The following is a 20,961-nucleotide window of genomic DNA, read 5'->3' on the forward strand; positions in this document are numbered from 1 at the left end:
GCCTGCGGTGTGTCCCGGCTGCGGGATCCGGCCGGTGGCGTTCACCGTGCCCCGTGTGGATGCCTGCTTCACCTGTCTGGCCGGGGGAGCGCACGCGCTGCTTCTGTGCATGGTGTGCGGCAGGAGCGGGTTCTTCTGCCGTCAGCCCCTGTGCACCGGCGGCCCCCCGCACTCCGCCCCCGACACCCGGGCCGGGTGCGTCGGCGGCCGCTGGACGGCCTGCCGCTGGTGCCGCGGCAGGCAACGTCCGCCCGCCACTCGTTCTCTCATGCCGGGGTGGTCGTGGACAGCCGGGCGGTGATCTCGTCGGCGGTCAGCACGAGGGCGAAACCCTTGCGCAGGACTGCGAGTTCAGGTTCCTGCCGGGACTCGTCGTCGGTGGCCGTGACGTCGGATCCGAAGACGACCCGGTAGCCGCGTTCGTATGCCTGCCGAGCTGTGGTGCCGCAGCAGTAGTTGGTGAGCGTGCCCGTGACGATGACCGTGTCGCGGTCCAGGTTGCGCAGCATCGTGTCGAGCGGGGTGTCGTAGAACGCCCCGTAGGACGGCTTGCGGATGACGGCCTCGTCGGGGCGGCGGCCCATCGGGGCCCACACCTCGGCAGGGCCCGGTCGGCGCCAGTCGGTGTCGGCATGCGGGAGGAACCGCAAGGCGTGCGGCCGGTCCAGTCCGAGATGGGTGTCGTCGAAGACGGTCCACAGCACCGGGACAGAGGCCGTCCGGCATTCTTCGACCAGTTGGTGCAACCGGGGCGCCATCCGGGTGGCCGCGGGCACCCAGTAGGGGCTCCAGCCGGGCCGGACGAATTCGTCCTGCATGTCGATCACCAGCAGCGCCGCCCGTTCGGGCTGTACGTCGAACGACGCCCGGCCACGCTCGTAAGCGTTGCGCGCCCGTGTGGTCACCCATTCCTCGGTGTACGCCATTCCCGCTCCTGCCTCGATTCGAGGTACCTCGCTTCGATGTGCGAGAGTAGCAGCATGCTCGAACTCGCGATCCTGGGATTCCTGGCCGAGGGACCGCTGCACGGCTATCAACTGCGCCACCGGATAGAGCACTTGTCCGGCCACGCCCGGCCGGTCAGCGACGGCAGCCTCTACCCGGCGATCAACCGGCTGGTCAGTGCCGGGATGCTCGACCGGCGGACCGAACCGGGCTCCTCGGCCGCTCGGCGGCACACCCTGATCCTGACCGACGCCGGCCACTGCGAGCTGCTGCGCCGACTGCGGGATGCCAACGGTCTGGACATCAGCGACAGCACCCGATACTTCACGGTCTTGGCCTTCCTGTCCCACCTGCCCGACACCGCTGACCAGCACGTGGTACTGCGTCGGCGACTGGATTTCCTGGAACAGCCCGCAAGCTTCTTCCACGCCGGTGACCGCCGACTGGGCGCCGACGACACCGACGACCCCTACCGGCGCGGCATGCTCACCATCGCCCGCGCCACCAGCCGCGCCGAAAGGGCCTGGCTTCGGGAAGTGTTGGCCTGAACACCGCACCCGCAGACCCCTCGCCCGTTCTGCACCCGGACGCCTCTTCTCCCCGAAAAACTGTGCCGGCGGCCGGGCCAGGCACAGAACCGTTCGAAGCGATCCGTCGCGACCACCGCGCGGGCGACGGGCTGCCCCGCTCCCTGGCTGCCCGGCACGGTGTGGCCAGAGCGACGGTCAAGGAGGGATATCGACTGTGCTGCCCCTGCCGCATCCCCTCCCGGCCGACGAAGAGGGCCTGGGTGAGGCCCGTGAGTTCCTGGATACGCTGCTGGAAGAGAAACCAACGAGAGGCATGGCCTCGGCGGGTTTTGCCGCCCGACTTCACCGGCTACCACGACGGGGCCGAGGTCTCCCTTCCGGTCGCGCTGGAGCTGGTCCGGGCCATGCTCCGCGATGAGGGTGCCTGGTGCCGGCTGGAGGTGGGAGATGTGTTCACCGTGCATGCCGAGCACTCGGGCCAGTTCGTGTGCTGCGGCCCCGGGCGGTGACGACCTCGAACGTCTGAAGCCACGGCCGGGGGGCAGGTCGATGCTCGGCCGGTCGGCCCGTTCGAGCAGGTGTTGCCGATGGCCACCGTCGACCCGGATCTTCCGCAGTCGCCGGTGCTTTCGGGATGCCCGTTTGATCGGAGGCATCCCGGAGGTGGGGGGCCTGCACGCTGGCGGTGGTGACCAGAACGAACAGCAGCGGGCCGAACGCGGTGATCGGACCGTCACCGGGGCCGGCGCCCTCACCCGCGACGCCGAAGGGACGGCCTGCACCGAGGACGTCACCAAGGCACTTGTCGATGCCGTGAACGACTGAGACGAGGCATGGCTGCCGGCCCGGCGTTCGGAACGGCCGGAGCGGTCAGGACGCGGCCATGACCGCTTGGTGCTGGCTGCCCAGTCCGTCGCTGCCGGAGGTGAGCGTGTCACCGGGAGAGAGGTAGCGGGGCGTGTCGAGGTCTTTGCCCGCGCCCGCCGCACGGGTTGAAGGTGGGCGCGGATTTGCCCTTGAGTCACTGTCCGCCGCGTTCCTTGTGGAACGTCCGCTCGCTGAGGTCGTTGACGAGGAGTTTCCGGCGATGGCGGCGGTGGCGGCGTCGTCGGCGAGGTAGTGGCTGCGCGTGCCGGCGACGACGCCCAGTTCCACCTCCCAGTCGGTGTGGAGCGAGCACCGGGGGATGAGGACGGGGTCGTACGGGCCGCAGAGGGAGTTGGGTGTCTTGGAGAAGACGAGCGGGTCGGCGGGGACGGGGGCGTCGGTGCCGGGGGTGCGGTAGTTGGCGCCGATGCCGAGGATCTGGTGGGGCCGGGCGATGGGGGCGCCGATCCGTTCCCCGGCGAAGCGGCGGCCGGGGCCGGCGGTGGTTCAGTGGAACTGCCCCACCTCGTAGTCCCCGGCCGGCTGCCGGGTGATGACGTTCAGCCGGTTCACCGTGTTCATGAACGAGATCAGGATCACCAGCGCGGTGAGCTGTTCCTCGTCGTAGTGCTCGGCGGCCCGTGCCCACACCTCGTCGCTGACGCCGTCGGCCGCGTCCGCAACCCGGGTCCCCTGCTCCGCCAGCTCCAGCGCGGCACGCTCGGCCTCGGTGAAGACCGTGGCCTCCCGCCACGCCGAGACCAGGTTCAGCCGCACCGACGCCTCGCCCGCGGCGGCAGCCTCCTTGGTGTGCATGTCGAGGCAGACGGCGCAGCCGTTGATCTGGCTCACCCGCAATGCCACGGGTTCCTGCGTGGTGGACGACAGGGGTGATTCTTTGAGCTCCCGGCCTGCCGTCAGGAAGTATTTGAGGGTCTTGCCGGCGGTCGGGCTGGCGAAGTAGTCGAGTCGCGTGTCCATCGTGTGCTCCTCCGTGCTCGTCGGTGTTTTCACTCCCCGAGGCGAGACGGCCCGCGTCCCTGTGACACGGGGAGGTGTGACCCACGTCTCCTCACGGGCCGGTTGCGGACATGTCACAGGCCGAGTCGCCGTCCCGTCTCCTGGTCGCGGCCGGCCTGGCCCTTCCCGAAGTGTGGTTTTCGTCGACTGCGGGGTGAAGGGTCCACGACGTGTTCTCCGGCCTGCGTACCGGGACCACACGGGCTCCGGCGGGCGTCTGCCGGCGTTCGTGGAGACGTCCGATGACCTCCTGGCCGTCGGGGAGGACCACGGTGATGGGCGGCGGCTCGGGCGGGGTGTCCGCCACGGCTACGCCGCCTCCTGGGCTTCGCTGTCCCCGCTGCGAGGGCGGGCTCGAGCTGGGAGCGGGCATCAGGCCGTTCGGGTCCGGAGGCCTCGTTCCGGACGCCACGGCCCAAACGGTAGTTCGACCCGCAATCGTGCCGACTGAGGCGCGGTCTCTGCAGGGGTGTGGGGCCCGGTTCAGCGCGCTGGGACGGGAAGGATCCCGTGAACGACCAACTGTCGGCTACGGGGTGGGCATCGGCTGCATCTGGACGCCGGTGCGCAGCGGCTTCACGGAGAACTTGCAGCCCTTGAGCGGGCCGTGGCAGATGAACCCGGCCGGGTGGGGATGCCGATGCCGTCGGGGGAGAGGGTGAAGCCGAGCCCGGCGTTTCTCGTTGCTGGGTGGTGAGCCGGTCGAGGGCCTCCAGGACGGTCTGAGACGTGAGGATGCGGTCGACGGCGTCGTGCACCGGCAGGTTGATGTAGTCGGTGGCGCAGGCCTCGGGCGGGCGGATGGTGCGGGCGCGGTGGTCGTCGATGACCAGGTTGCGTACCACGGTGAACAGCCAGGGGCGGATGGCGACGGGGTCGTGGCCGTGGTCGTGGTCGTCGGTGGTGAAGTGTTTCCGGGCGCGGGCGGTCGCTTCCTGCAGCAGGTCCTTGCCTGGTGCCAGTCGCCGTCCAGGAGGCGGGTGGCTGTGTCGGTCTTCACCGATGTCGTTCCGAGGCGGAAGCGGGAGTCACCGGTGGACGCCGTCCAAGACCAATGACACTGGGGGCGGGAGTCACCTTGGCATTGCCGCAGGCGACTTTGCCTCTCCGGGTGGCATCCGGTCTCGTCGTGGTTCGTGGTTGCCGCACTCAAGCGACATCCGCTGAGGCCTCGGAACGACTCCCGCTGCGAGATGCGTAGCCAAGCATCGCGCCGCTCACACCTGCTGCCGTCCGGAGCGGGCGGGGGGCACGGTCACCCGCTCGTGCAGCGGGGCATCCAGCGGAGCCGACAGGGAACCGCTCCAGAGCGCATGCACGACCACAGGGAGGACCTCGGCCAGATCCCCGGGTTCGCCCACCCCTTCGATCAGTTACCCAGCCAGGCACAGAACTGTTCGAAGCTATCCGCTACGACCACCGCTCGGACGACAGGCTGCCCCGCTCCCTGGCTGCCCGGCACGGTGTGGCCAGAGCGACGGTCAAGGAGGTGATAGCGACCGTGTCGAAGCGCTTGAGCAGGTCCGGGTGATCGCCGCAGGTTTCCGCGGCCCAGTCGAGTGCCTCGTGCAGAAAATCGCCAGGACGCTTCCACAGAGCGCGGGCGGTATCCAGGCCGATGACCGGGCGGCGGCGCAGCGTGTTGGTGTCGCAGAGTTCGCGTAGTTCCGGCTGGCGGCCCAGTCAGCGCGGCTACCAGGCGGATCATCTCCTCGTGCGGAGCACCCAGCTCCGCGGCCGGCACACCGGGCAAGCCGTAGCGTTCGCACGCGGCCTCGGTGAGCACCAGCAGCGGGTCGGTGTCCTTGCCCGAGCCGTGCAGCCTCTCCGCCCCGAGCAGCGCCTCGGCCAGCGTCCACTCGATCAGTGCGGGCAGGGACTTGGCAGCCACGTCCAGGATCAGACCGCCGACGCCGTAGCCGGTCACGTTCCGGTCGGCGTCCGCGTCGAGGACGAGCAGCGGGCCGTGCGCGTACCCGCCGACGGTCGCCCGCCGCACATTCAGCGCGGCAGCCACCTCGCGAGGGTGAGCGCGTGCGCCTGCCGCAACCGCCTGCGCTCCGTCGGCGGCGGCAGCGGGGACCGGGACGCGACCAGCGCGTCGACCGCATCGAACGACTCGGACATGGCACACCTTCACCTCCCGCTATCCCATGACCGTACCTATCACGCAGGGAACGCCTGCATGTCTCGTACGGATGGCGTTCGTGGGCGGTAGCGGTGCCCGATCGAAGGAAGCCCTCGGGCGTTGCAGGCGCCCTGTCTCTGTGATGTGTAGGTAGTCGCGCTCTTCTGCAGACATGCACGGCACGGACCAGCGTCCTCGACTGGTCACGCTGCCTCCGATTGGGTGGGAGACGATCGGGGGCAGACGGAGCTCTTGGTTGACCTTCACCTTGGGGGAGCCCACAGCATCAGTGGGGCCAGGCGACGTGCCTGGCATGAGGAGGAACGAGCATGGAGTTGCTGACCATCGGGATGTTCGCGAAGGCGTCCCGGCTGTCGCCGAAGGCGCTGCGTCTTTACGACGAGCTCGGCCTGCTGACTCCCGCTCGCGTCGACCCGGTGACCGGCTACCGCCTCTACGCACCGGAGCAACTGGATCAGGCCCGGCTGGTTGCCTGGCTCCGACGGCTCGGGATGCCTCTCGCCCGCGTCCAGCAGGTCTGCACCCTGGCGGCAGGTCCGGCGGCCGAAGAGATCCGTGCGTTCTGGGCCCAGGTCGAAGCCGACACGGCCGCACGGCGGGACTTGGCCACCTTCCTCATCGACCACCTCTCCTGGAAGGACCCTGCCATGTCCCCCACCGCCAGGCCCCTGGGCATCCGTTACGCCGCCCTTTCCGACACCGGCCTTGTCCGCGAGAGCAACCAGGACACCGCCTACGCGGGGTCCCGCCTGCTCGCCGTCGCCGACGGCTACGGCAGCGCTGGTGCCCCCGCGAGCGCCGCCGCTGTGGACGCGCTCAAGGGTCTCGAAACCGGCAGCATCCCGGCGGGCGATCTCCTCAATGTCCTCCAAGACGCGATCGACCAGGCCAAGCAGGCCGTGCACGGCATCTCCGGACCCGGCCCTTCCGCCGAGAACGCCGGGACCACGCTCACCGCGATGCTCTGGACCGGCTCGCAGCTGGCCCTCGTCCACATCGGCGACTCCCGCGCCTATTTCCTGCGAGAGGGAGAGCTGTTCCGGATCACCCACGACCACACCCTGGTGCAGTCGATGGTCGACGAAGGGCGCCTCAGCCCGGAGGAAGCCGCCTCCCACCCCCAGCGGTCACTGCTGATCCGCGCCCTGGGCCAGGGAGCCGACTCCACACCCGACATGCGTCTGCACGACGCCCAGCAGGGAGACCGCTACCTGCTCTGCTCGGACGGCCTGTCCACCGTCGTGTCGACCGGAGAAATCCGCCGAGTGCTCTCCGGCATCAGCGAGCCTGAGCAGGCGGCCGGCGAACTCATCGCTCTCGCCAACGGCTTCGGCGGTCCCGACAACGTCAGCTGCGTGGTCGCCGACGTCATGGAGCTCCAGCAGTAGGAGCGAGCGGCATGCACTTCGAGTTGCACCAGGTCCGCTCTCACGAACTCATCCGCGAGGCGGACGAATACCGACTCGCCCAGCAAGTCGGGAAAGCCCAATCGGCCCCCCGATCCACGCCGGCCGGCACATGGCGACCAACTCTGCGGCGCCTACTGGCTCGGCTCCGCGGGTGAACCATCATGCTGCCTACGGTCGAGCGGAAAACCGACCGCCGACTTGTTCCACTCGACCGTAGGCACCGCAGGCCAGAGCCCCGACCTGCCCACACTTATCTGGGACCGGACAGCAGGCTGATGTCGGAGGCGGTGGCCAGGGTGCGCTGCCATGGACGCTGCTGATCTTGGCTACCGGACCCGGACGTTGTCCGGCTGTATTCCTCCGCCCCTGGTCTCCCGGCTTCTTGAGCTCGATCACGGCAAGGAGGTGGAGTTCCAGGCCCGCCGTGGGGAACGGTTCTGCGCACGGGAGTGGGCGCGGCTGCTGGGTGGCCAGGGCCGCGAGGCCGAGGCGTTGGACGTGCTTGCTCCGTCGCCACGGGCTGGTGGCCGGCCGCCCGGACCCGGGCCGAGCTGCTGGAGAGCCGGGGGCGGGCAGAGGAGGCGATGGCACTGGCCCGGCCGTACTACGCACAGACTGGAGGGCTCGCGCTGGAGAGGACATCGCCGTCATGCGGTCCGCCGTCGTGCGGCTGCTGCCCGTCACCCGCCAGTGGGGCGAAGAGGCACTCACCGCGCACTGCGCCTTCCACCAGGCGCTGTACCGGGCCTCGCACAACGATGTCCTCGTCCGTCTGCTGGACGACCTGTGGGACAAGTCCGACCGCTACCGGCGCCTCGGTCTCGACCTCCCGCCCGGCGACGAGCCCCGCACCCGCGACCTCCGGGAACACCACCGGCTCGTCGACCTCGTCGAGGACGGCCGGGCCGCCGAGGCCGCTCAGCTGATGCGCGACCACATCACCCACAGCCTCACTGCCACCGCCATCAGCGCTCTGGAGGGCCGCGAAGGCGCCCGCACGGGCTGAGGCGCCGATGGACATCCGCCGGCTGGAGTACTTCCTGGCAATCGTCGACTCGGGCGGCTTCGACCGGGCCGCCGCCTGTACGTCTGGCAGCCGTCCGCGTCCCAGGCGGTGCGGGTGCTGGAGCACGACCTGGGCTCCGAGCTCTTCCACCGGTTCGGCCGGCGGGCGGTGCTCACCGGGGCGGGCCGGGCGCTGGCCGGACCGGCCCGGGCTGCTGTCCGCTGCCTGGAGACCGGACCGCGTGGGCGAGCGTCGCCTCCGTCCACGAACTGCGTACCGGCCGTCTGGTCGTGGCGTCCGTGCCGTCCCAGGCGGTGGAGCCGCTCACCATGCTCATCGGTGCCTTCTGCGGCCGTCACCCCGGTGTGGTCGTCGCCGTGAAGGCGGTCTTCACCACGCGGGACGTCATCGACGCGGTGCGCACCGGCGTCGTGGAGGTGGGTCTGCTGGCCGTGTCGGGGCGGCTGCCGGAGAAGGAGGTCGCCACCGTCGCGCTCGGGGAGCAGCGCTTCGTGTTCCTCGTCCTGCCCGGCTCCCCCGCTCGCGGGGCGGGGGAGCGTGGCGTGCGAGGAGCTGTCCGGACGGCGGCTGATCGTGGGCCGGCCCGGGACGGGGATGCGTGCCTGCGTCGACTCGCTGCGGGAGCGGGGTGTCGCCTACGACGTGGCGGCGGAGACCGGGCACCGGGTGGCCCTGCTGCCCCTGGTGCTCGCCGGGGTCGGCCTCGCGGTGGTCACGGAGTCCTGGTGCCGGCTGGCCCGGCAGGCGGGCGCCCGCGTCCTGGACATCGAGCCGGCCACCGCCCTCGACGTCGGCCTGGCCAGTCGCCGGGGTCCGCTGTGCCCGGCCGCGGCGGCGTTCCTGGCCGTGGCGGGCGGAGCCCTGACAGACGCTGGTGAGCGCGGCTTGTGAGCGAGATCCGATCTGCGTCTTGGACGCACGGTCCTCGTTGCTGCAATCGACGCCGTGACGGACCACCGCATCGCCCTGATTCCCGGCGGCGGTATCGGCGCCGGGGTACTGCCCCCTGCCCAGCAGGTCCTCGACGTCCTCGGCCGCCGCCACGGCTTCACCCTCAGCTGCACCTCCTACGACGACTGGTCGTGCGAGCGGTGCCTGCGCGAAGGCGCGATGACGCCGGAGGACGGCATCGACCAGCTCCGCGACGAGGACGCCGTCCTGCTGGGCGCGGTGGGCTGCCCCGGAGTTCCCGACCACGTCTCGCTGTGGGGCCTGCTCATCCCGATCCGCCGCGGCTTTCCGCCAGTACGTCAGCCTCCGGCCCATCCGGGTCTTCGACGGCATCGACGGCCCGGTGCGCGGCGCGGTGGCGGGCGACGTCGGCTTCGTCGTGGTCCGCGAGGACGTCGAGGGCGAGTACAGCGAGGTCGGCGGCCGGCTCAACCGGGGCTTCGAGGACGAGATGGCCGTACAGGAGGCCGTGTTCACCCGGGCCGGTGTCACCCGTGTACTGGACTACGCCTTCGACCTCGCCGCCCGGCGCGGGGGCCGGCTGACCTCCGCCACCAAGTCGGACGGCATCGTGCACACCATGCCGTTCTGGGGCCGGCCGGTCGCCGAACGCGGCGCGTGCTTCCCCGACGTGACCTGGCCACCAGGAGCACATCGACGCCCTCGCGGCCGAGTTCGTCCTGGAGCCCGCCCGCTTCGACGTCGTCGGCTCCAGCCTCTTCGGCGACATCCTCAGCGACCTCGCCGCCGCCGTCGCCGGCTCCATCGGCGTCGCCCCGGCCGCCAACCTCAACCCGGAGCGGGAGTTCCCCTCCATGTTCGAGCCGGTGCACGGCTCCGCGCCCGGCATCGCGGGTCAGGGCATCGCCAACCCGCTGGGCGCGATCCGGTCGGCGGCCATGATTGCTCGACCACCTCGGACACCCCCAGGCTCGGACACCCCCAGGCGGCCGAGGACATCACCGACGCGATCGCCGCCGTGCTGGCCAGGACCGACGTACGCACCCGCGACCTCGGCGGCACCGCCACCACCGCGGAGTTCACCGACAAACTGCTCGAACTGCTCTGGAGCGTCGGTCCGACGGCAGGGTCCGACCGCCACCGCGGACCGGTGGCCGCGGTGGCACGGACGATGCCGCCGCGGCCCCCGGGCGCCCGCCGCCCCACCCTTCTGCGAGCCGCGCGTCCCCCACCGCCGCTCCCGCTCAGGGAGCCGGCCCGCGTCCCGGCTGCGCCCCGTTCCTCGATGAGGAGAAACGACATGGCAGCACCCGCGACCCCCGCACCACCGTCCCCCACCGACGAGCCGAAGAAGCCCTGGTGCCGGCAGCTGTACTCCTGGGTCCTGACCGCCATCGTCACCGGTGTCCTCACCGGCTGGCTGTGGCCCTCGGCCGGCACCGCCCTGGAGCCGGCCGGCACCACCTTCGTCGCCGCCGTCAAAATGCTGGTCACGCCGATCGTCTTCCTGACCATCGTGGCCGGCATCGGCGGCGTGGACAGCCTCGGCAGGGTCGGCCGCGTCGGCCTCAGATCCCTGCTCTCCTTCCAGGCCGGCACCCTGGCCGCCCTGCTGGCCGGCCTCCTCGCCGTCAACCTCTTCCAGCCCGGCGCCGGCGTCCGCGCCCACCCCGGCGCCCTCCACCGGGAGGGCGACGCGAGCCAGTACGTCAAGGACGGGCAGGACCAGGACGGGTGGCTTTCCCTCACCGACCTCGTCCCCACCAGCGCGGTCGGAGCCCTCGCCGAGGGCGACCTCCTCCAGGCCGTCTTCTTCTCGGTCCTCTTCGGCATCGCCCTCAAAGCCGTAGGCCCCGCCGGCGAACCGATCGCCGACGCCGTCCGACGCCTCAGCACCGTCGTCTTCCAAGATCGTGCACTACGTCATGCTCGCCGCCCCCGTGGGAGCCTTCGGCGCCATGGCCTGCACCATCGGCGAGTACGGGATCTCCACCCTCACCAGCCTGGGCCGGCTCATCGGACTCTTCTACGGCACGTCCGCGTTCGTCGCCGTCGTCGTCCTGGGCGCCGTCACCGCCGCCCTGCGCATCAACATCTTCCGGCTGCTGCGCTACCTGCGCGAGGAATCCGTCCTGGTGCTGGGCACCTCGTCCTCCGCGAGCGCCCTGCCGCGCCTGATGGCCAAGCTCGAAGGACTCGGCATCCGAGGCGACATCGTCGGCCTGACCGTCCCCACCGGGTACCCCTTCAACCTTGACGGCAGTTCCCTCTACCTCTCCCTGGCAGCCGTCTACATCGCCCAGGCCACCGACACCCCGCTCGGCATCGGCCAGCAGCTCGGCCTTCTGGCCGTCATGATCCTCACCTCCAAGGGCTCGGGCGGCATCACCGGCGCCGGGTTCATCGCGCTGGCCGCCACGCTCTCCACCGTCGGCACCGTTCCCGCCGCCGGCATCATGCTGAACTTCGGAATCGACAAGTTCATGTCCGAGTGCCGCGCCCTGGCCAACCTGGCCGGCAACGGTGTCGCGACGCTGGTCGTCGCCGGCTGGGAGAAGGCCCTCGACACCGCGCACGTCAACGAGGTCCTGCACGCCCGCAAGAAGTCACCGCCGGCCGAGGAGGAACGGCACCCCGGTCCTGGTGACGTGGCGGACCGGCTGCCCACGGGAGCCTGACCGCAACCGAATGTCTCCCGGGCCTCCGTCGCGCCGCTCCGGGAGGGGCATGCGCCAAACGCGCATGCGGGTCCGGGCCCGGCGGTCTTCCCGCCGGGCCCGGAGAGACAGCCGGGCCCGGAGTCCGGCGCCCGTCAGCCGAGCGGCAGCCGGACGTCCACCTCACCCGGGCCGACGGTGATGCCCCGAGCGTCCTCACAGCGCAGGCGGACGGCGACGAGACCGGTGTCGGTGTCGGCGGCGGTCCCGCGGACGGTCACGGTAGTGCCCACCAGGTTGCAGCGGCCCGTGCGCAAGCCGCGCCCGGAAGTGTGCAGGCCGCCCGGCTGGGCGGACCCGCGCGCCCCGACGTACTTCCTCCGCTCCGGCCCGGCCGCTGCCTGGCTCCAGGCCGGCGGGCGCTGGAGCGCGCGCACGCCAACCAGGAGGCGGCGGCCGGCACCGGCCCGCCCGGCACCGCTGAGCGCGCCGCGGCACTCGCCGGCCTGGAGCTGGAGGAGACGGTCGCCCGGCAGACGGCCGGCCTGCCCGGCCACGACGTGGCGGGTCTGCTGCGGGAGTTGGCGGTGACCGTCCATGGCGCCGCCTGCGGCCCGTTCCGCTGGGCCCGCGCCGTGCGCGGGGCACTGGCGGGCCTGCTGTACGCCGCGGCGGCGAGGCGGCCGCGCCCGCCGCGCGGCACCTGCTCTTCGGCGTCACCTGGACGAGGTCCGCCTCGGTGACCCGGCGGCCTTCGTCGGGCCGCTGCCGGCCCGCGCGGTTCCCGGCCTCGCCGCGGGCGGACGCCGCGGCCGGCCTCCGCGACCTGGCTGGGGTGGTGCAGCGTCCCGTCCGGGTTCGCGCTCAGGTCGACCAGCAGGCTGCGGTCGACGAACCGCCGCACCACGAAGGCCGTGACGTTCGCCTTCTCGCCGATCACGTTCGGGGTGCCGAGCGCGTCGGCGATCCGGTCCGCCGCCGCGCCGCCGCCAGGGGATGCCGGTGCCGGCGGCTGCACGATCGTGCTGCACCGCCTCGCCGCGGCCGCCCCGGCCGCCTGGACCGCCGGCGTTCCCCGAGTGCTCGCCGCCCTGGTCCGGGCGGAGTCCGGCGCGCTCCACCTCCCCGCCGCCGCGGCCGCCGCGCACCGTACCGGCGCCCTCCCGGCCGGCCCGGCCCCGGCGGCACTGGCCGCCCTCGCGCTGCGCCGACCTTTGCCCGCCCCGCCCCGCCCCGCCCCGCCCCGCGGCCGGCCGACCGGCCCCCACCGCGGTCCCCGTTCGCCGGCCAGGCGCTGTTCGACTGCTGACCCCGGTGCGGCGCACCGGCGCCGGCCTCGCCGACGATCTGCCGGCCGTCCTGGACCACCTGCACCGTCCCGCCCGGGCCCCTCACCCCGCCCCGCCGCCCCGCCGCCTCGCCGCCTCGCCGGCCCGCCGTGCCCGCCCGGCCCGGGCACCGCCGCCTCGGCGCCCGTGGTTGAGGCGCGGTCCGATGCCCCGGTCGCCGGCGAGGAACACGGCCCGGCGGGGGTCCTGCTGGGCCCGGCCCCGGCGGTGCGCGCTGCAATGCCTGCTGGGGTACGCCGCCGCCCCGGCCCGCACGGGCGGCGCGATGCCCGACGACGTCCTCCACCTGGTCGCCGGCGCGCTGGCCGCGTCCCGCCGGCGACGAGGCGGTCGCCACCGCGACCGGCGTGCGCCTGCCGGTCCTGCACCGCCACGCCGGCGAGTTCACTGCTGCGCGCCCTGAGCTGTACGCCCTCACCCCCGGCCGGCCGTCGCCGGCCGCCGCGCGTGGCTGCGCCGGGCCGCCCTCCTGGAGGCGGTTCGCCGCATCACTGCTCCCCGCGCCGGTGCACAGCGGGACGATACGGACGCGTGACGAGGGGCGGGCGGTCGTGGCGCCGGCCTGCCGGCTGAGCGTGGAAGCGCCGTATCCGGCGGCCCTGGAGGACTCCTGCGAGATCCTGGTTCGGCTCAAGCAGTGCCGGACTGGCGTACGCAGTGACCAGATCGCCGTCAGCGGCGGCAGTGCGGCGAGGTGCGCGTTCCGGGGGCCGAGGTACCCGATGATCTACGACCGCAGGACACCATCGTGGTGGGACAGCAGCCGGATGCCGTACGTGGCGCTGGCGGCCGTGGTGGAGGTCACGGCCCAGAAGCCGAGGGTGAAGGGCAGCCGCAGGTGGACGGGAACGAAGGAAAAAGTGGGGCAGCAGCAGGGCGGCCATCGTGCCGAGCAGCATCCGGTCGACTGCGCCGGGCTGTCCCGCGGTCACCGCCCACCAGGCGTTTCCCGCGACGGCGGGCGGCGCGGAGAAGACGGCGAGGGCCGGCAGCAGCGGCGGGGCAGTGGTGGGCCCCATGACGAAGCGGGTCAGGAGGACCGCGGGACCGCGCCGATGAGCAGCCAAGAGAGCAGGTCGGCGGGAGAGCGCTCGGCGGCGGCGCGGTGGCCGGGGTGATCGCCGGCGACTGGGCGAGATCGGCGAGGCGGCGACGGCGGGCAGCACGTGTCCGCCGCGCAGGGCGGCCGGTTCACGGGGGAGGGTCAGCAGTCCGGCTACGAACCATGCGCCGAAGGCGACGCTGAGGGTGAACATGCACCAGACGAGGACTTCGCCCGAGGCCAACGAGTTCCTGGACCGCTGACGGGCGTGCCGGGTACCCGCGACCGCGGGTACCCGTCAGGTGATCTCGTCCATGTGGTCCTCCACCCAGCCGCGCAGCTGCGCCAAGGGCTCCGCCACACTGCGTCCGAGGTCCGTCAGTTCGTACTCGACGTGCAGCGGTACCGCGGGGTAGACGGTCCGCTCCACGAAGCCCCGGTCCTGAAGGCGGCGCAGTGTCGCGGTCAGCACCTTGGGGCTCACCCCCTCCAGCCGCCTCTGCAGGGCTCCGAAGCGCTGCGGTCCGTCCTCCATGGCTCCGATGGCCAGCGCCGACCACTTGTTGGCCAGGAGGTCGAGCACGTCCCGGCACGGGCATTGGGCGGCGTACACGTCGTGATGGTCGTGCCGCTGGGACTCGCAGAGCGTCACCATGTGGTCTCCCCTTCCTACTTCACCTCTCCCACCAGGTTACTTCCCCATAGATAGCAGTGTCCCTTGCGGGTTACTACCTCCTCAGAACTACGTTGGTGGCACATCGGAAGCCCGCCGCGCCACCCTCAGGAGGAACAGTCATGAGCCAGCTCCCGCAGACCATGCCCGCCGTCGCCTACCGCAAGAGCCTGCCGGTGGACGACGCGGAGAGTCTCGTGGACACGACCCTGCCGCTACCGCAGCCAGGGCCACGCGACCTGCTCGTGCGGGTCGAGGCGATCGCGGTCAACCCGGTCGACTACAAGATCCGGCAGAGCAACGACCCGGGCGGCGAGCCCAAGGTCCTCGGCTGGGACGCGGCGGGGAGCGTCGTCGCCGTCGGCGAGGACGTCGAGTCGTTCCAGGTGGGCGACGAGGTCTTCTACGCCGGAGCCCTCGACCGGCCGGGCGCCAACTCACTCTTCCACGCGGTGGACGAGCGGATCGTCGGCCACAAGCCCGCCTCGCTCTCCTTCACCGGGGCTGCGGCGCTGCCGCTCACGTCGCTGACCGCCTGGGAAGGCCTCTTCGAGCACCTCGGTCTGCACACCGACGCCCTCAGGCAGACGGGCACTCTGCTGGTCACCGCCGCCGCTGGTGGTGTCGGTGCGATGGTCTCCCAGCTGGCCCGCGCCCTGACCAGCCTCACGGTGATCGGCACCGCGTCCCGCCCCGAGACCGCCGAGTTCGCCCGGCGCTTCGGCGCCGCACACACCGTCGACCACCGCAAGCCCCTCGTCCCGCAGGTGCGCGAAGTCGCCCCCGGCGGAATCGACTTCGTCTTCGGCACCGCCGCCACCGACCGGAACCTGGCCGCCTACGCCGACCTCGTCAAGCCCTTCGGCCACATCGTGGCCATCGACGACTTCGGTCCGCTCGAGATCGGCCTGCTGAAGTCCAAGAGCATCTCCTTCCACTGGGAGTTCATGTTCACCCGCTCCCTGCACCGGACCGCCGACCTGGCGGAACAGGGGCGCATCCTCGACCAGGTCGCCCGGCTGGTGGACGCCGGGATCCTCACCACCACGGCCACCACCGACCTCGGGAAGATCAACGCGGAGCACCTGCGCGAGGCACACCGCGTCCTGGAGTCGGGCAAGGCCATCGGCAAGATCACGATGGCCGGTTTCTGACCGGCACCCGTCCGGGACGGCGCAGGAAGCGCGAAGGACTCCGCAGGCCTTCCGCTTCCCGCACCTGCACGGTCGCGGCGCACCGTCGGGCGGGAGCGGGCGACCCTCGCGGACGGAGCCGACGTGCCGCCGACATCCTGGAGCCGCCATGACCCGCGGCACACAGAGGCAGAGGCTTCCTCGCGGGGAGGAACTGCGTGCGGCCATCCGTACAGGCGGCACCCCCGAGGGGAGGGGCGCAAGCCCGCCGACACCGACCGAACTCAAAGCCGCCGGGCCCGCCCGGGCATCGCTCCCCCCGCCGCCTACGGTCGTGGGTGCCGCCGGCGGCGAGGTAGCCCCGCCCAGCCGTTGCCGGCGAGCCGGGACCAGCGAAGGGCGGTCGCGGGACTGATGCCGAACAGGTCGGCAACGACGACGGGCGGCAGGTCGAGGACCGCCTCCATCCGCGCGGTGTTTGCGTGCCGCGCGCATGGGGAGCCCGTGGTGCCTCATCCGGTCCGCCACTCCGGCCGGGTTTGCGGTGGCGGCCGGTCACGGCTCCCGGGAGGAGAAGGCAGCGGGCGCCGTGGTGCTGTGAGCCGCGGAGTTCGTCGATCTGCCCGTCCAACAAGGAGGCCGGCGCCGGCGGAAGCAGAACAGGGCGGCGGCCGAGGGTGAGGGTCGAGGATGAGGCAGGCGGCCGTTTGACGATGCCCCATCGGCGAAGAGCCGGATGAGGATGACGTGATGGGGCGGAAGCCGGACGAGTCTGCCAGCGGCGAAGCCTGCGGAGGCCGCCTCGGCGTCCGGCACACGACCAAGCGGGCGAAGCAGTTCGAGACGCCGTTCGAAACGCCGTTCGAAAGACGAGAGAGGATCAGTCTGGCAGCGCGACGGTAAGATCCACCTCGACCAGTTGTCCCGCGAAGCCCAGCTGCGCAACACCCAGCAGCGTGCTGGCGGATGCGAAAGCCGGCCCCAGAGCAGAGTCTGTGAGCCGACGCCACGCGATGCCCAGGACATCTCTGTCGTCGCTGAGCACGTAGATCACCGAACGCACCACGTGACGGGGCTGGGCATTCACCGCCGCGAGAGCAGCGAGCGCGTTCACGACGACCTGATCGACCTGCTCCTCAACGGAATCCGGTCCGACAAGAGAACCGTTGCGATCGAGCGGACACTGTCCCGCCAGGTAGGCCGTCCGGCCGGCCTCCACCACGGTGATGTGGTGGTAGCCAGGCGTTTCATGCAACTGCTCGGGGTTGATCCGCGTGATCTCCGCTGCCATGCCCGCAAGTCTGACCAGCCAGCCACCCGCGCGCATCGCAATTTGCCTCATCGCGCGACCGACCGGCACAGCACGAGGTCGAAGAACAAGCTGACCCAGGACGCGGCAACGGGCGGTCGGCCGGTGGCGAGAATGCGGCCGCCCTGCCACAGACCGGCCCACGCACGGGCCTCCGCCCGCTGCGCCTCCGCACGCGCCTGCACCAGTTCGTCCACCACGCCCGTCTCTCCGGCAAGCAGCCGGCGGGCCACGGTGAGCGCGGTCTGCCTCAAGCGTCCGGGGCGAGGGGTTGTCGGCGCGGCGCGCCGGCGGATGGATGGACGGGCGGCGCGGCTCTCCACGGTCGAGCGGGGCAGCCGGACCACCCTGACCCGGCGGCGGGACACGACCCCCATGACGGCCGGCGTGCGGCGTTCCTCGTCGGCAGACTGGGATCTCCACGCGGCCGTCGGTTCCGCGACGGCGTATGGCCGTGCATCCAGTGGGCCCGGACCGACGGCGCGCCCTGCGCGAGGATCCACCGCTGAAGCAGCCCCGGAACACGTCCCAGTGGGGGCAGCGCGTCCCCCGCGGATCCGTCCGGCAGCTATCCCCAGGAGCGTCGGGCAGACTGCCGCCATGAGCACTCCCCGCCGCCCGCTCGGCACCGGACCGATGAGCACCAGGACCACGACGGAGGCAGGCCGGCCGCCCCGGCTGCTGCCCATTGAGCGGGCGGAGCACGACGACGACCAGGACCATGCCATCGGCAGCCACCAGATGCTGAAAGAGCCGGCCCCCCGGCACCAGCGCCGGACGCTGGGCACCCGGGAGTAAGAGGCCCTAACAGAAGTTGTTGATCAAGTAACCATCGGCTTGTCTGCTCGTTGGTCGGGTCGTGGGGAAGCGTCAGTCGCGGCCGTGGATCGTGTCGGACGAACTGTGGTCGCTCATCGAGCCGTTGCTGCCGGAGCCGGGTCCGAAGCTGGTGGCGGGCCGGCTGCGGGTGCCGGACCGGCAGGCCCTGTGCGGGATCCTGTGCGTGCTGCATACCGGGATCCAGTGGGAGTACCTGCCGCAGGAGCTGGGCTTCGGCTCGGGGATGACCTGCTGGCGGCGCCCGGCCGCCTGGAACGAGGCCGGCGTGTGGGAGAAGCTGCATCTGGTGCTGCTGAAGAAGCTGCGGTCGGCGAAGAAGCTGGACTGGTCGCGGGCGGTGATCGATTCCTCCCACGTGCGGGCGGCCCGGCGGGGCCCAAAAGCGGTCCCGGTCCGGTCGATCGAGCGCGGCCGGGCAGCAAGCACCACGTCCTGGTCGACGGGCAGGGCGTCCCGCTCGCGGTGTCGCTGACCGGCGGAAACCGCAATGACGTCACTCAGTTGGTCCCGCTGCTGGACAAGGTCCCCACGGTGGCCGGCGCGGTCGGGCGGCCCCGCAGACGGCCGGACATGCTGTTCGCGGACCGCGGCTACGACCACGACAAGTACCGGCGCCTGCTGTGGCAGCGAGGCATCCGGCCCGTGATCGCCGAGCGCGGTCAGCCGCACGGTTCCGGCCTGGGCATCTTCCGCTGGGTCGTCGAGCGGACGATCTCCTGGCTGCACGGCTTCCGCCGCCTGCGGATCCGCTGGGAACGGCGCGACGACATCCACAAGGCCTTCCTCGGCCTCGCCACCTGCCTCATCACCCACCGAAACGTCCAACGCCTTTGTTAGGACCTCTTAAGAGCGGACCACGGACAAGGGAAGGCCGCCCCGGTGGCGAGGTCGACACCAAGCAGGCGGTCGGTCAGCCTTCCTGCCCTTCGAGGTGTTTTCTCTTGGCCCGCGGTACCTCCAAGTGCTGAACGCGTGCCTGCCAACCGCAACTGCATTTCAGCTGCACTGTGCCTGACGGGATGATGTTCCTCGATCCGTCAGCGTCGGTGGGCAGTTCCATCCACTCGGTCGTCTCTGTGACGCGATGGCTGCTGGACACACGGCAAGGGTATGGACAGAGCGGGCCGCCGCCTACCCACCCCAAGCTGGCCCGCCTCACCGCCCCTCCCGGCCGCCACGCAGTCCACAGGGGAGCGCCCCGGAACCCAGTGCCTACACGCCTCCAGTGCGATGCCGCAGACCCGGGACAGCGAAGGACCCCCAGCCGTGCACAGCGCCCCGGATCCGCCCGTGTGATTCCGGGGTTCGTAGTTGGTGTGGTGAGGGTGGCTTGAGCTGGGATGTTGTGGATTCTCTGATAACGATTCCGGCGCTCACGGGACGCTGAAGAGAGTGGTGATGGGGCGTCTGGCCTTTGGTTGTTGGGGGTTCGTTGATAACGGCGGTGTGGTGTTGGTGATGATGTCCGGCATCTAAAGGGCTGACGCGGGTTTGTGCTGGTCAGCGGCTTGTTGCGTGGTCAGGGCTTGTGCGGGTGGGCCTACACCGGTGTCGGCTGGAGTGGGCTGCCGCCGGTCCAGTAGAGGGCGGTGTCGATGTCGCGTGCGGTCCAGTCATCAGCGTGCGCTGGGCCGTGGTGGAGGAGGTCGTCGAGGAGCTGGAGGTAGCGGCCGTAGCGTCCCGGTGCGGGTGTCAGGGTGAGGCTGAGGGCGTCGAGGGCGTGTTGGACGCGGCGGTCGTAGACGGCCATCCGTGTGGGTGCTGCTGCGGTCAGGATGGCTGAGGCGAGGGCGTCGCCGGTGCGGAAGCCTGGCAGTTCGGCAATGATGCCGCGTCCGGTGCGGGCGGCTTCGCTGCGGGTGAGGGTGGTGTCGCGGACGGCGGCGGTGGCCCGCTCGGTGACGGCTCGTACGTGGGTGTCGGGCAGGGACATAAGGGCTGTCACCCAGCGGGTTTGTGCGGAGAGCCGTTTCCAGACGACGAGGGCTGCGATGTCCGTCTTGCCGAGACTGCCGGTGTGCTCGGTGCGCTGCGCGACGTCGTGGAGGACCTCGTCGTAGTGGGGTGAGACGTCGGAGAGGTAGCTGGCGCGGGCGGGGATCAGGGTGTCCCAGGCCTGCCGGCAGAGGGCGGCGAACTCGTCGCCCGGCGTCTGGGTGGTTGTCTTCATGTCCGCATCATGCCGTTCTGGCGGGTTCGGGGGCGGCTTGCTTCTTCGGCGAGGTGGTCGAGCTGGATGGCTTCGAGTGATTTTTTGGTGATGCGTTCGGTGCCGTCGCAGATGGCGGTGATGGCGGCTTGGCGGATGAGGCGGGCGAGGCTTCCGATGCGGCCGGCGGTGCGCTGGTGGAGGTAGGCGGAGTGGCGGGGGAGTGTGCCGGGTGTGTGCTGGGTCAGGTCGAGGGCGGCTTCCATGTCGGTGATGAGGTCGGTGAAGGGGCGGGTGTTTCCGTGGCGGGCGGGGAGGGGGCCGCAGGTGATGAGGCTGGCGCGGCCGGCGAGTTGGGCGCCGCGTATTCCGGCGAACAGGGGGGTGGCGGCGACGTCGATGCCGGTGTAGACGAAGGTCGCTCTGATGCGTTCGGTGAGGTCTTTGAGCAGGTCGGTGGCCTCCGCGCCGGTGGTCGTACGCGGGTTGAGGCGGTGGATCTCGTCGATGAGGATCAGGCGGACGCCGGCTTGGGTGTAGGTGTGGCAGACGGCTTCGGTGATCTGGGTCTGGGTCATGCGGGTGGTGACGGGGATACCGAGGTAGCGGGCGAATTCGGTGGCGAGGGTCTTGGCGGTGGCGCCGGGCGGCACGAGCAGGTACGCGACCGGCACCTGCTCGTGGGCGCGTCCGGGCGGGGCCGGGTTCTTGCGGATGTGGGCAAGGTGGCAGGTGCGCCCGACCTCGAGGAGTGCGGTGGTTTTCCCGGCTGCGGCGGGGCCGGTGACGATCAGCGAGGGGCGGGCGGTGGTCTGCTGGTGGCGGCCGAGAAGCATCAGGGTGCGGACCTGGGTGGCAAGGGTGGTGATGGCAGGGGTGCGGACGGTGACGAACGCGGAGTGGTAGGCGAGGCGTTCTTCCATGCTGCGGGGCGCATCGCCGGCCTTGGG

Annotated in this window: 19 protein-coding genes and 4 pseudogenes; 13 read left to right on the forward strand and 10 right to left on the reverse strand. The window is 71.4% G+C overall.

Annotated elements, in window-relative coordinates; all coding sequences use genetic code 11:
- Nucleotides 1-266: 266 nt before the first annotated feature.
- Nucleotides 267-926 (reverse strand): cysteine hydrolase family protein, encoded by a 660-nt coding sequence (locus ACZ3KJ_RS25150; RefSeq protein ID WP_467530218.1) that lies wholly within the window; start codon nt 924-926, stop codon nt 267-269.
- 54 nt (nt 927-980) lie between these two features.
- Here ACZ3KJ_RS25150 and ACZ3KJ_RS25155 point away from each other — a divergent pair, with 54 nt between their 5' ends.
- From ACZ3KJ_RS25155 to ACZ3KJ_RS25165, 3 genes are all read left to right on the forward strand, one after another.
- Nucleotides 981-1,493, forward strand: coding sequence for a PadR family transcriptional regulator (locus ACZ3KJ_RS25155; protein ID WP_467530219.1), 513 nt, complete (start codon nt 981-983; stop codon nt 1,491-1,493).
- A gap of 311 nt (nt 1,494-1,804) precedes the next feature.
- Nucleotides 1,805-1,984 (forward strand): hypothetical protein, encoded by a 180-nt coding sequence (locus tag ACZ3KJ_RS25160; protein ID WP_467530220.1) that lies wholly within the window; start codon nt 1,805-1,807, stop codon nt 1,982-1,984.
- Nucleotides 1,985-2,117: 133 nt separating this feature from the next.
- The gene (locus ACZ3KJ_RS25165) at nt 2,118-2,300 is read left to right on the forward strand and encodes a hypothetical protein (RefSeq protein WP_467530222.1); all 183 of its coding nucleotides are present in this window, start codon (nt 2,118-2,120) and stop codon (nt 2,298-2,300) included.
- Nucleotides 2,301-2,345: 45 nt separating this feature from the next.
- Here the strand turns inward: ACZ3KJ_RS25165 and ACZ3KJ_RS25170 are convergent, their stop codons facing one another.
- The 3 genes and pseudogenes from ACZ3KJ_RS25170 to ACZ3KJ_RS25180 all read right to left on the reverse strand — a co-directional run.
- Nucleotides 2,346-2,810, reverse strand: coding sequence for a fumarylacetoacetate hydrolase family protein (locus tag ACZ3KJ_RS25170; RefSeq protein ID WP_467530307.1), 465 nt, complete (start codon nt 2,808-2,810; stop codon nt 2,346-2,348).
- Between the two features lie 39 nt (nt 2,811-2,849).
- Complete coding sequence (locus tag ACZ3KJ_RS25175) at nt 2,850-3,323, reverse strand: carboxymuconolactone decarboxylase family protein (RefSeq protein ID WP_467530223.1); 474 nt, start codon at nt 3,321-3,323, stop codon at nt 2,850-2,852.
- Between the two features lie 1,786 nt (nt 3,324-5,109).
- Nucleotides 5,110-5,489, reverse strand: a pseudogene (locus ACZ3KJ_RS25180) (telomere-associated protein Tap); the annotation flags it as partial.
- Nucleotides 5,490-5,819: 330 nt separating this feature from the next.
- Between ACZ3KJ_RS25180 and ACZ3KJ_RS25185 the strand changes: the two are divergent.
- The 6 genes and pseudogenes from ACZ3KJ_RS25185 to ACZ3KJ_RS25210 all read left to right on the forward strand — a co-directional run bounded on the left by ACZ3KJ_RS25185 (nt 5,820) and on the right by ACZ3KJ_RS25210 (nt 11,537).
- The gene (locus ACZ3KJ_RS25185; RefSeq protein ID WP_467530225.1) at nt 5,820-6,899 is read left to right on the forward strand and encodes a MerR family transcriptional regulator; all 1,080 of its coding nucleotides are present in this window, start codon (nt 5,820-5,822) and stop codon (nt 6,897-6,899) included.
- 670 nt (nt 6,900-7,569) lie between these two features.
- Nucleotides 7,570-7,926 (forward strand): FCD domain-containing protein, encoded by a 357-nt coding sequence (locus ACZ3KJ_RS25190; protein ID WP_467530226.1) that lies wholly within the window; start codon nt 7,570-7,572, stop codon nt 7,924-7,926.
- A gap of 7 nt (nt 7,927-7,933) precedes the next feature.
- A pseudogene (locus ACZ3KJ_RS25195) lies at nt 7,934-8,838 on the forward strand (LysR family transcriptional regulator).
- A gap of 54 nt (nt 8,839-8,892) precedes the next feature.
- A pseudogene (locus ACZ3KJ_RS25200) lies at nt 8,893-9,964 on the forward strand (isocitrate/isopropylmalate family dehydrogenase); the annotation flags it as partial.
- A gap of 324 nt (nt 9,965-10,288) precedes the next feature.
- Nucleotides 10,289-10,705, forward strand: a pseudogene (locus tag ACZ3KJ_RS25205) (cation:dicarboxylate symporter family transporter); the annotation flags it as partial.
- 67 nt (nt 10,706-10,772) lie between these two features.
- Nucleotides 10,773-11,537, forward strand: coding sequence for a cation:dicarboxylate symporter family transporter (locus ACZ3KJ_RS25210; RefSeq protein WP_467530227.1), 765 nt, complete (start codon nt 10,773-10,775; stop codon nt 11,535-11,537).
- Nucleotides 11,538-11,671: 134 nt separating this feature from the next.
- On the opposite strand, the gene ACZ3KJ_RS25215 is transcribed toward ACZ3KJ_RS25210, so the two are convergent.
- Nucleotides 11,672-12,115 carry a hypothetical protein gene (locus tag ACZ3KJ_RS25215; protein WP_467530228.1) on the reverse strand — a complete coding sequence of 148 codons (444 nt, stop codon included), beginning with the start codon at nt 12,113-12,115 and terminating at the stop codon, nt 11,672-11,674.
- A gap of 1,097 nt (nt 12,116-13,212) precedes the next feature.
- Between ACZ3KJ_RS25215 and ACZ3KJ_RS25220 the strand changes: the two genes are divergently transcribed.
- The gene (locus ACZ3KJ_RS25220) at nt 13,213-13,983 is read left to right on the forward strand and encodes a hypothetical protein (RefSeq protein WP_467530230.1); all 771 of its coding nucleotides are present in this window, start codon (nt 13,213-13,215) and stop codon (nt 13,981-13,983) included.
- Between the two features lie 222 nt (nt 13,984-14,205).
- On the opposite strand, the gene ACZ3KJ_RS25225 is transcribed toward ACZ3KJ_RS25220, so the two are convergent.
- The gene (locus ACZ3KJ_RS25225; protein ID WP_467530232.1) at nt 14,206-14,562 is read right to left on the reverse strand and encodes a winged helix-turn-helix transcriptional regulator; all 357 of its coding nucleotides are present in this window, start codon (nt 14,560-14,562) and stop codon (nt 14,206-14,208) included.
- Between the two features lie 140 nt (nt 14,563-14,702).
- Between ACZ3KJ_RS25225 and ACZ3KJ_RS25230 the strand changes: the two genes are divergently transcribed.
- The gene (locus ACZ3KJ_RS25230) at nt 14,703-15,734 is read left to right on the forward strand and encodes a zinc-binding alcohol dehydrogenase family protein (protein WP_467530234.1); all 1,032 of its coding nucleotides are present in this window, start codon (nt 14,703-14,705) and stop codon (nt 15,732-15,734) included.
- An 859-nt stretch (nt 15,735-16,593) separates the two neighbouring features.
- Here ACZ3KJ_RS25230 and ACZ3KJ_RS25235 read toward each other — a convergent pair.
- Together ACZ3KJ_RS25235 and ACZ3KJ_RS25240 are read right to left on the reverse strand one after the other, a co-directional pair.
- Nucleotides 16,594-17,004 carry a Rid family hydrolase gene (locus tag ACZ3KJ_RS25235; protein WP_467530235.1) on the reverse strand — a complete coding sequence of 137 codons (411 nt, stop codon included), beginning with the start codon at nt 17,002-17,004 and terminating at the stop codon, nt 16,594-16,596.
- Nucleotides 17,005-17,051: 47 nt separating this feature from the next.
- Nucleotides 17,052-17,222, reverse strand: a complete 171-nt coding sequence (locus ACZ3KJ_RS25240) for a hypothetical protein (protein ID WP_467530236.1) — start codon at nt 17,220-17,222, stop codon at nt 17,052-17,054.
- Between the two features lie 400 nt (nt 17,223-17,622).
- Here ACZ3KJ_RS25240 and ACZ3KJ_RS25245 point away from each other — a divergent pair, with 400 nt between their 5' ends.
- On the forward strand, nt 17,623-17,820 hold the full coding sequence (locus tag ACZ3KJ_RS25245) for a hypothetical protein (protein ID WP_467530237.1): 198 nt from the start codon (nt 17,623-17,625) through the stop codon (nt 17,818-17,820).
- Between the two features lie 61 nt (nt 17,821-17,881).
- Nucleotides 17,882-18,699 (forward strand): IS5 family transposase gene (locus ACZ3KJ_RS25250; RefSeq protein WP_467530238.1). Its coding sequence is split into 2 segments (ribosomal slippage): nt 17,882-18,211 and nt 18,214-18,699, totalling 816 coding nucleotides; the frame shifts between segments, so codons are not numbered across the junction.
- 703 nt (nt 18,700-19,402) lie between these two features.
- Here the strand turns inward: ACZ3KJ_RS25250 and ACZ3KJ_RS25255 are convergent.
- On the reverse strand, nt 19,403-20,032 hold the full coding sequence (locus ACZ3KJ_RS25255; protein ID WP_467530239.1) for a hypothetical protein: 630 nt from the start codon (nt 20,030-20,032) through the stop codon (nt 19,403-19,405).
- Nucleotides 20,029-20,934 carry a TniB family NTP-binding protein gene (locus ACZ3KJ_RS25260; RefSeq protein ID WP_467530240.1) on the reverse strand — a complete coding sequence of 302 codons (906 nt, stop codon included), beginning with the start codon at nt 20,932-20,934 and terminating at the stop codon, nt 20,029-20,031. The genes ACZ3KJ_RS25255 and ACZ3KJ_RS25260 overlap by 4 nt, the downstream gene beginning before the upstream one ends.
- Nucleotides 20,935-20,961 lie beyond the last annotated feature (27 nt).

The sequence above is a fragment of the Streptomyces sp. NPDC003248 genome, from assembly GCF_055563235.1.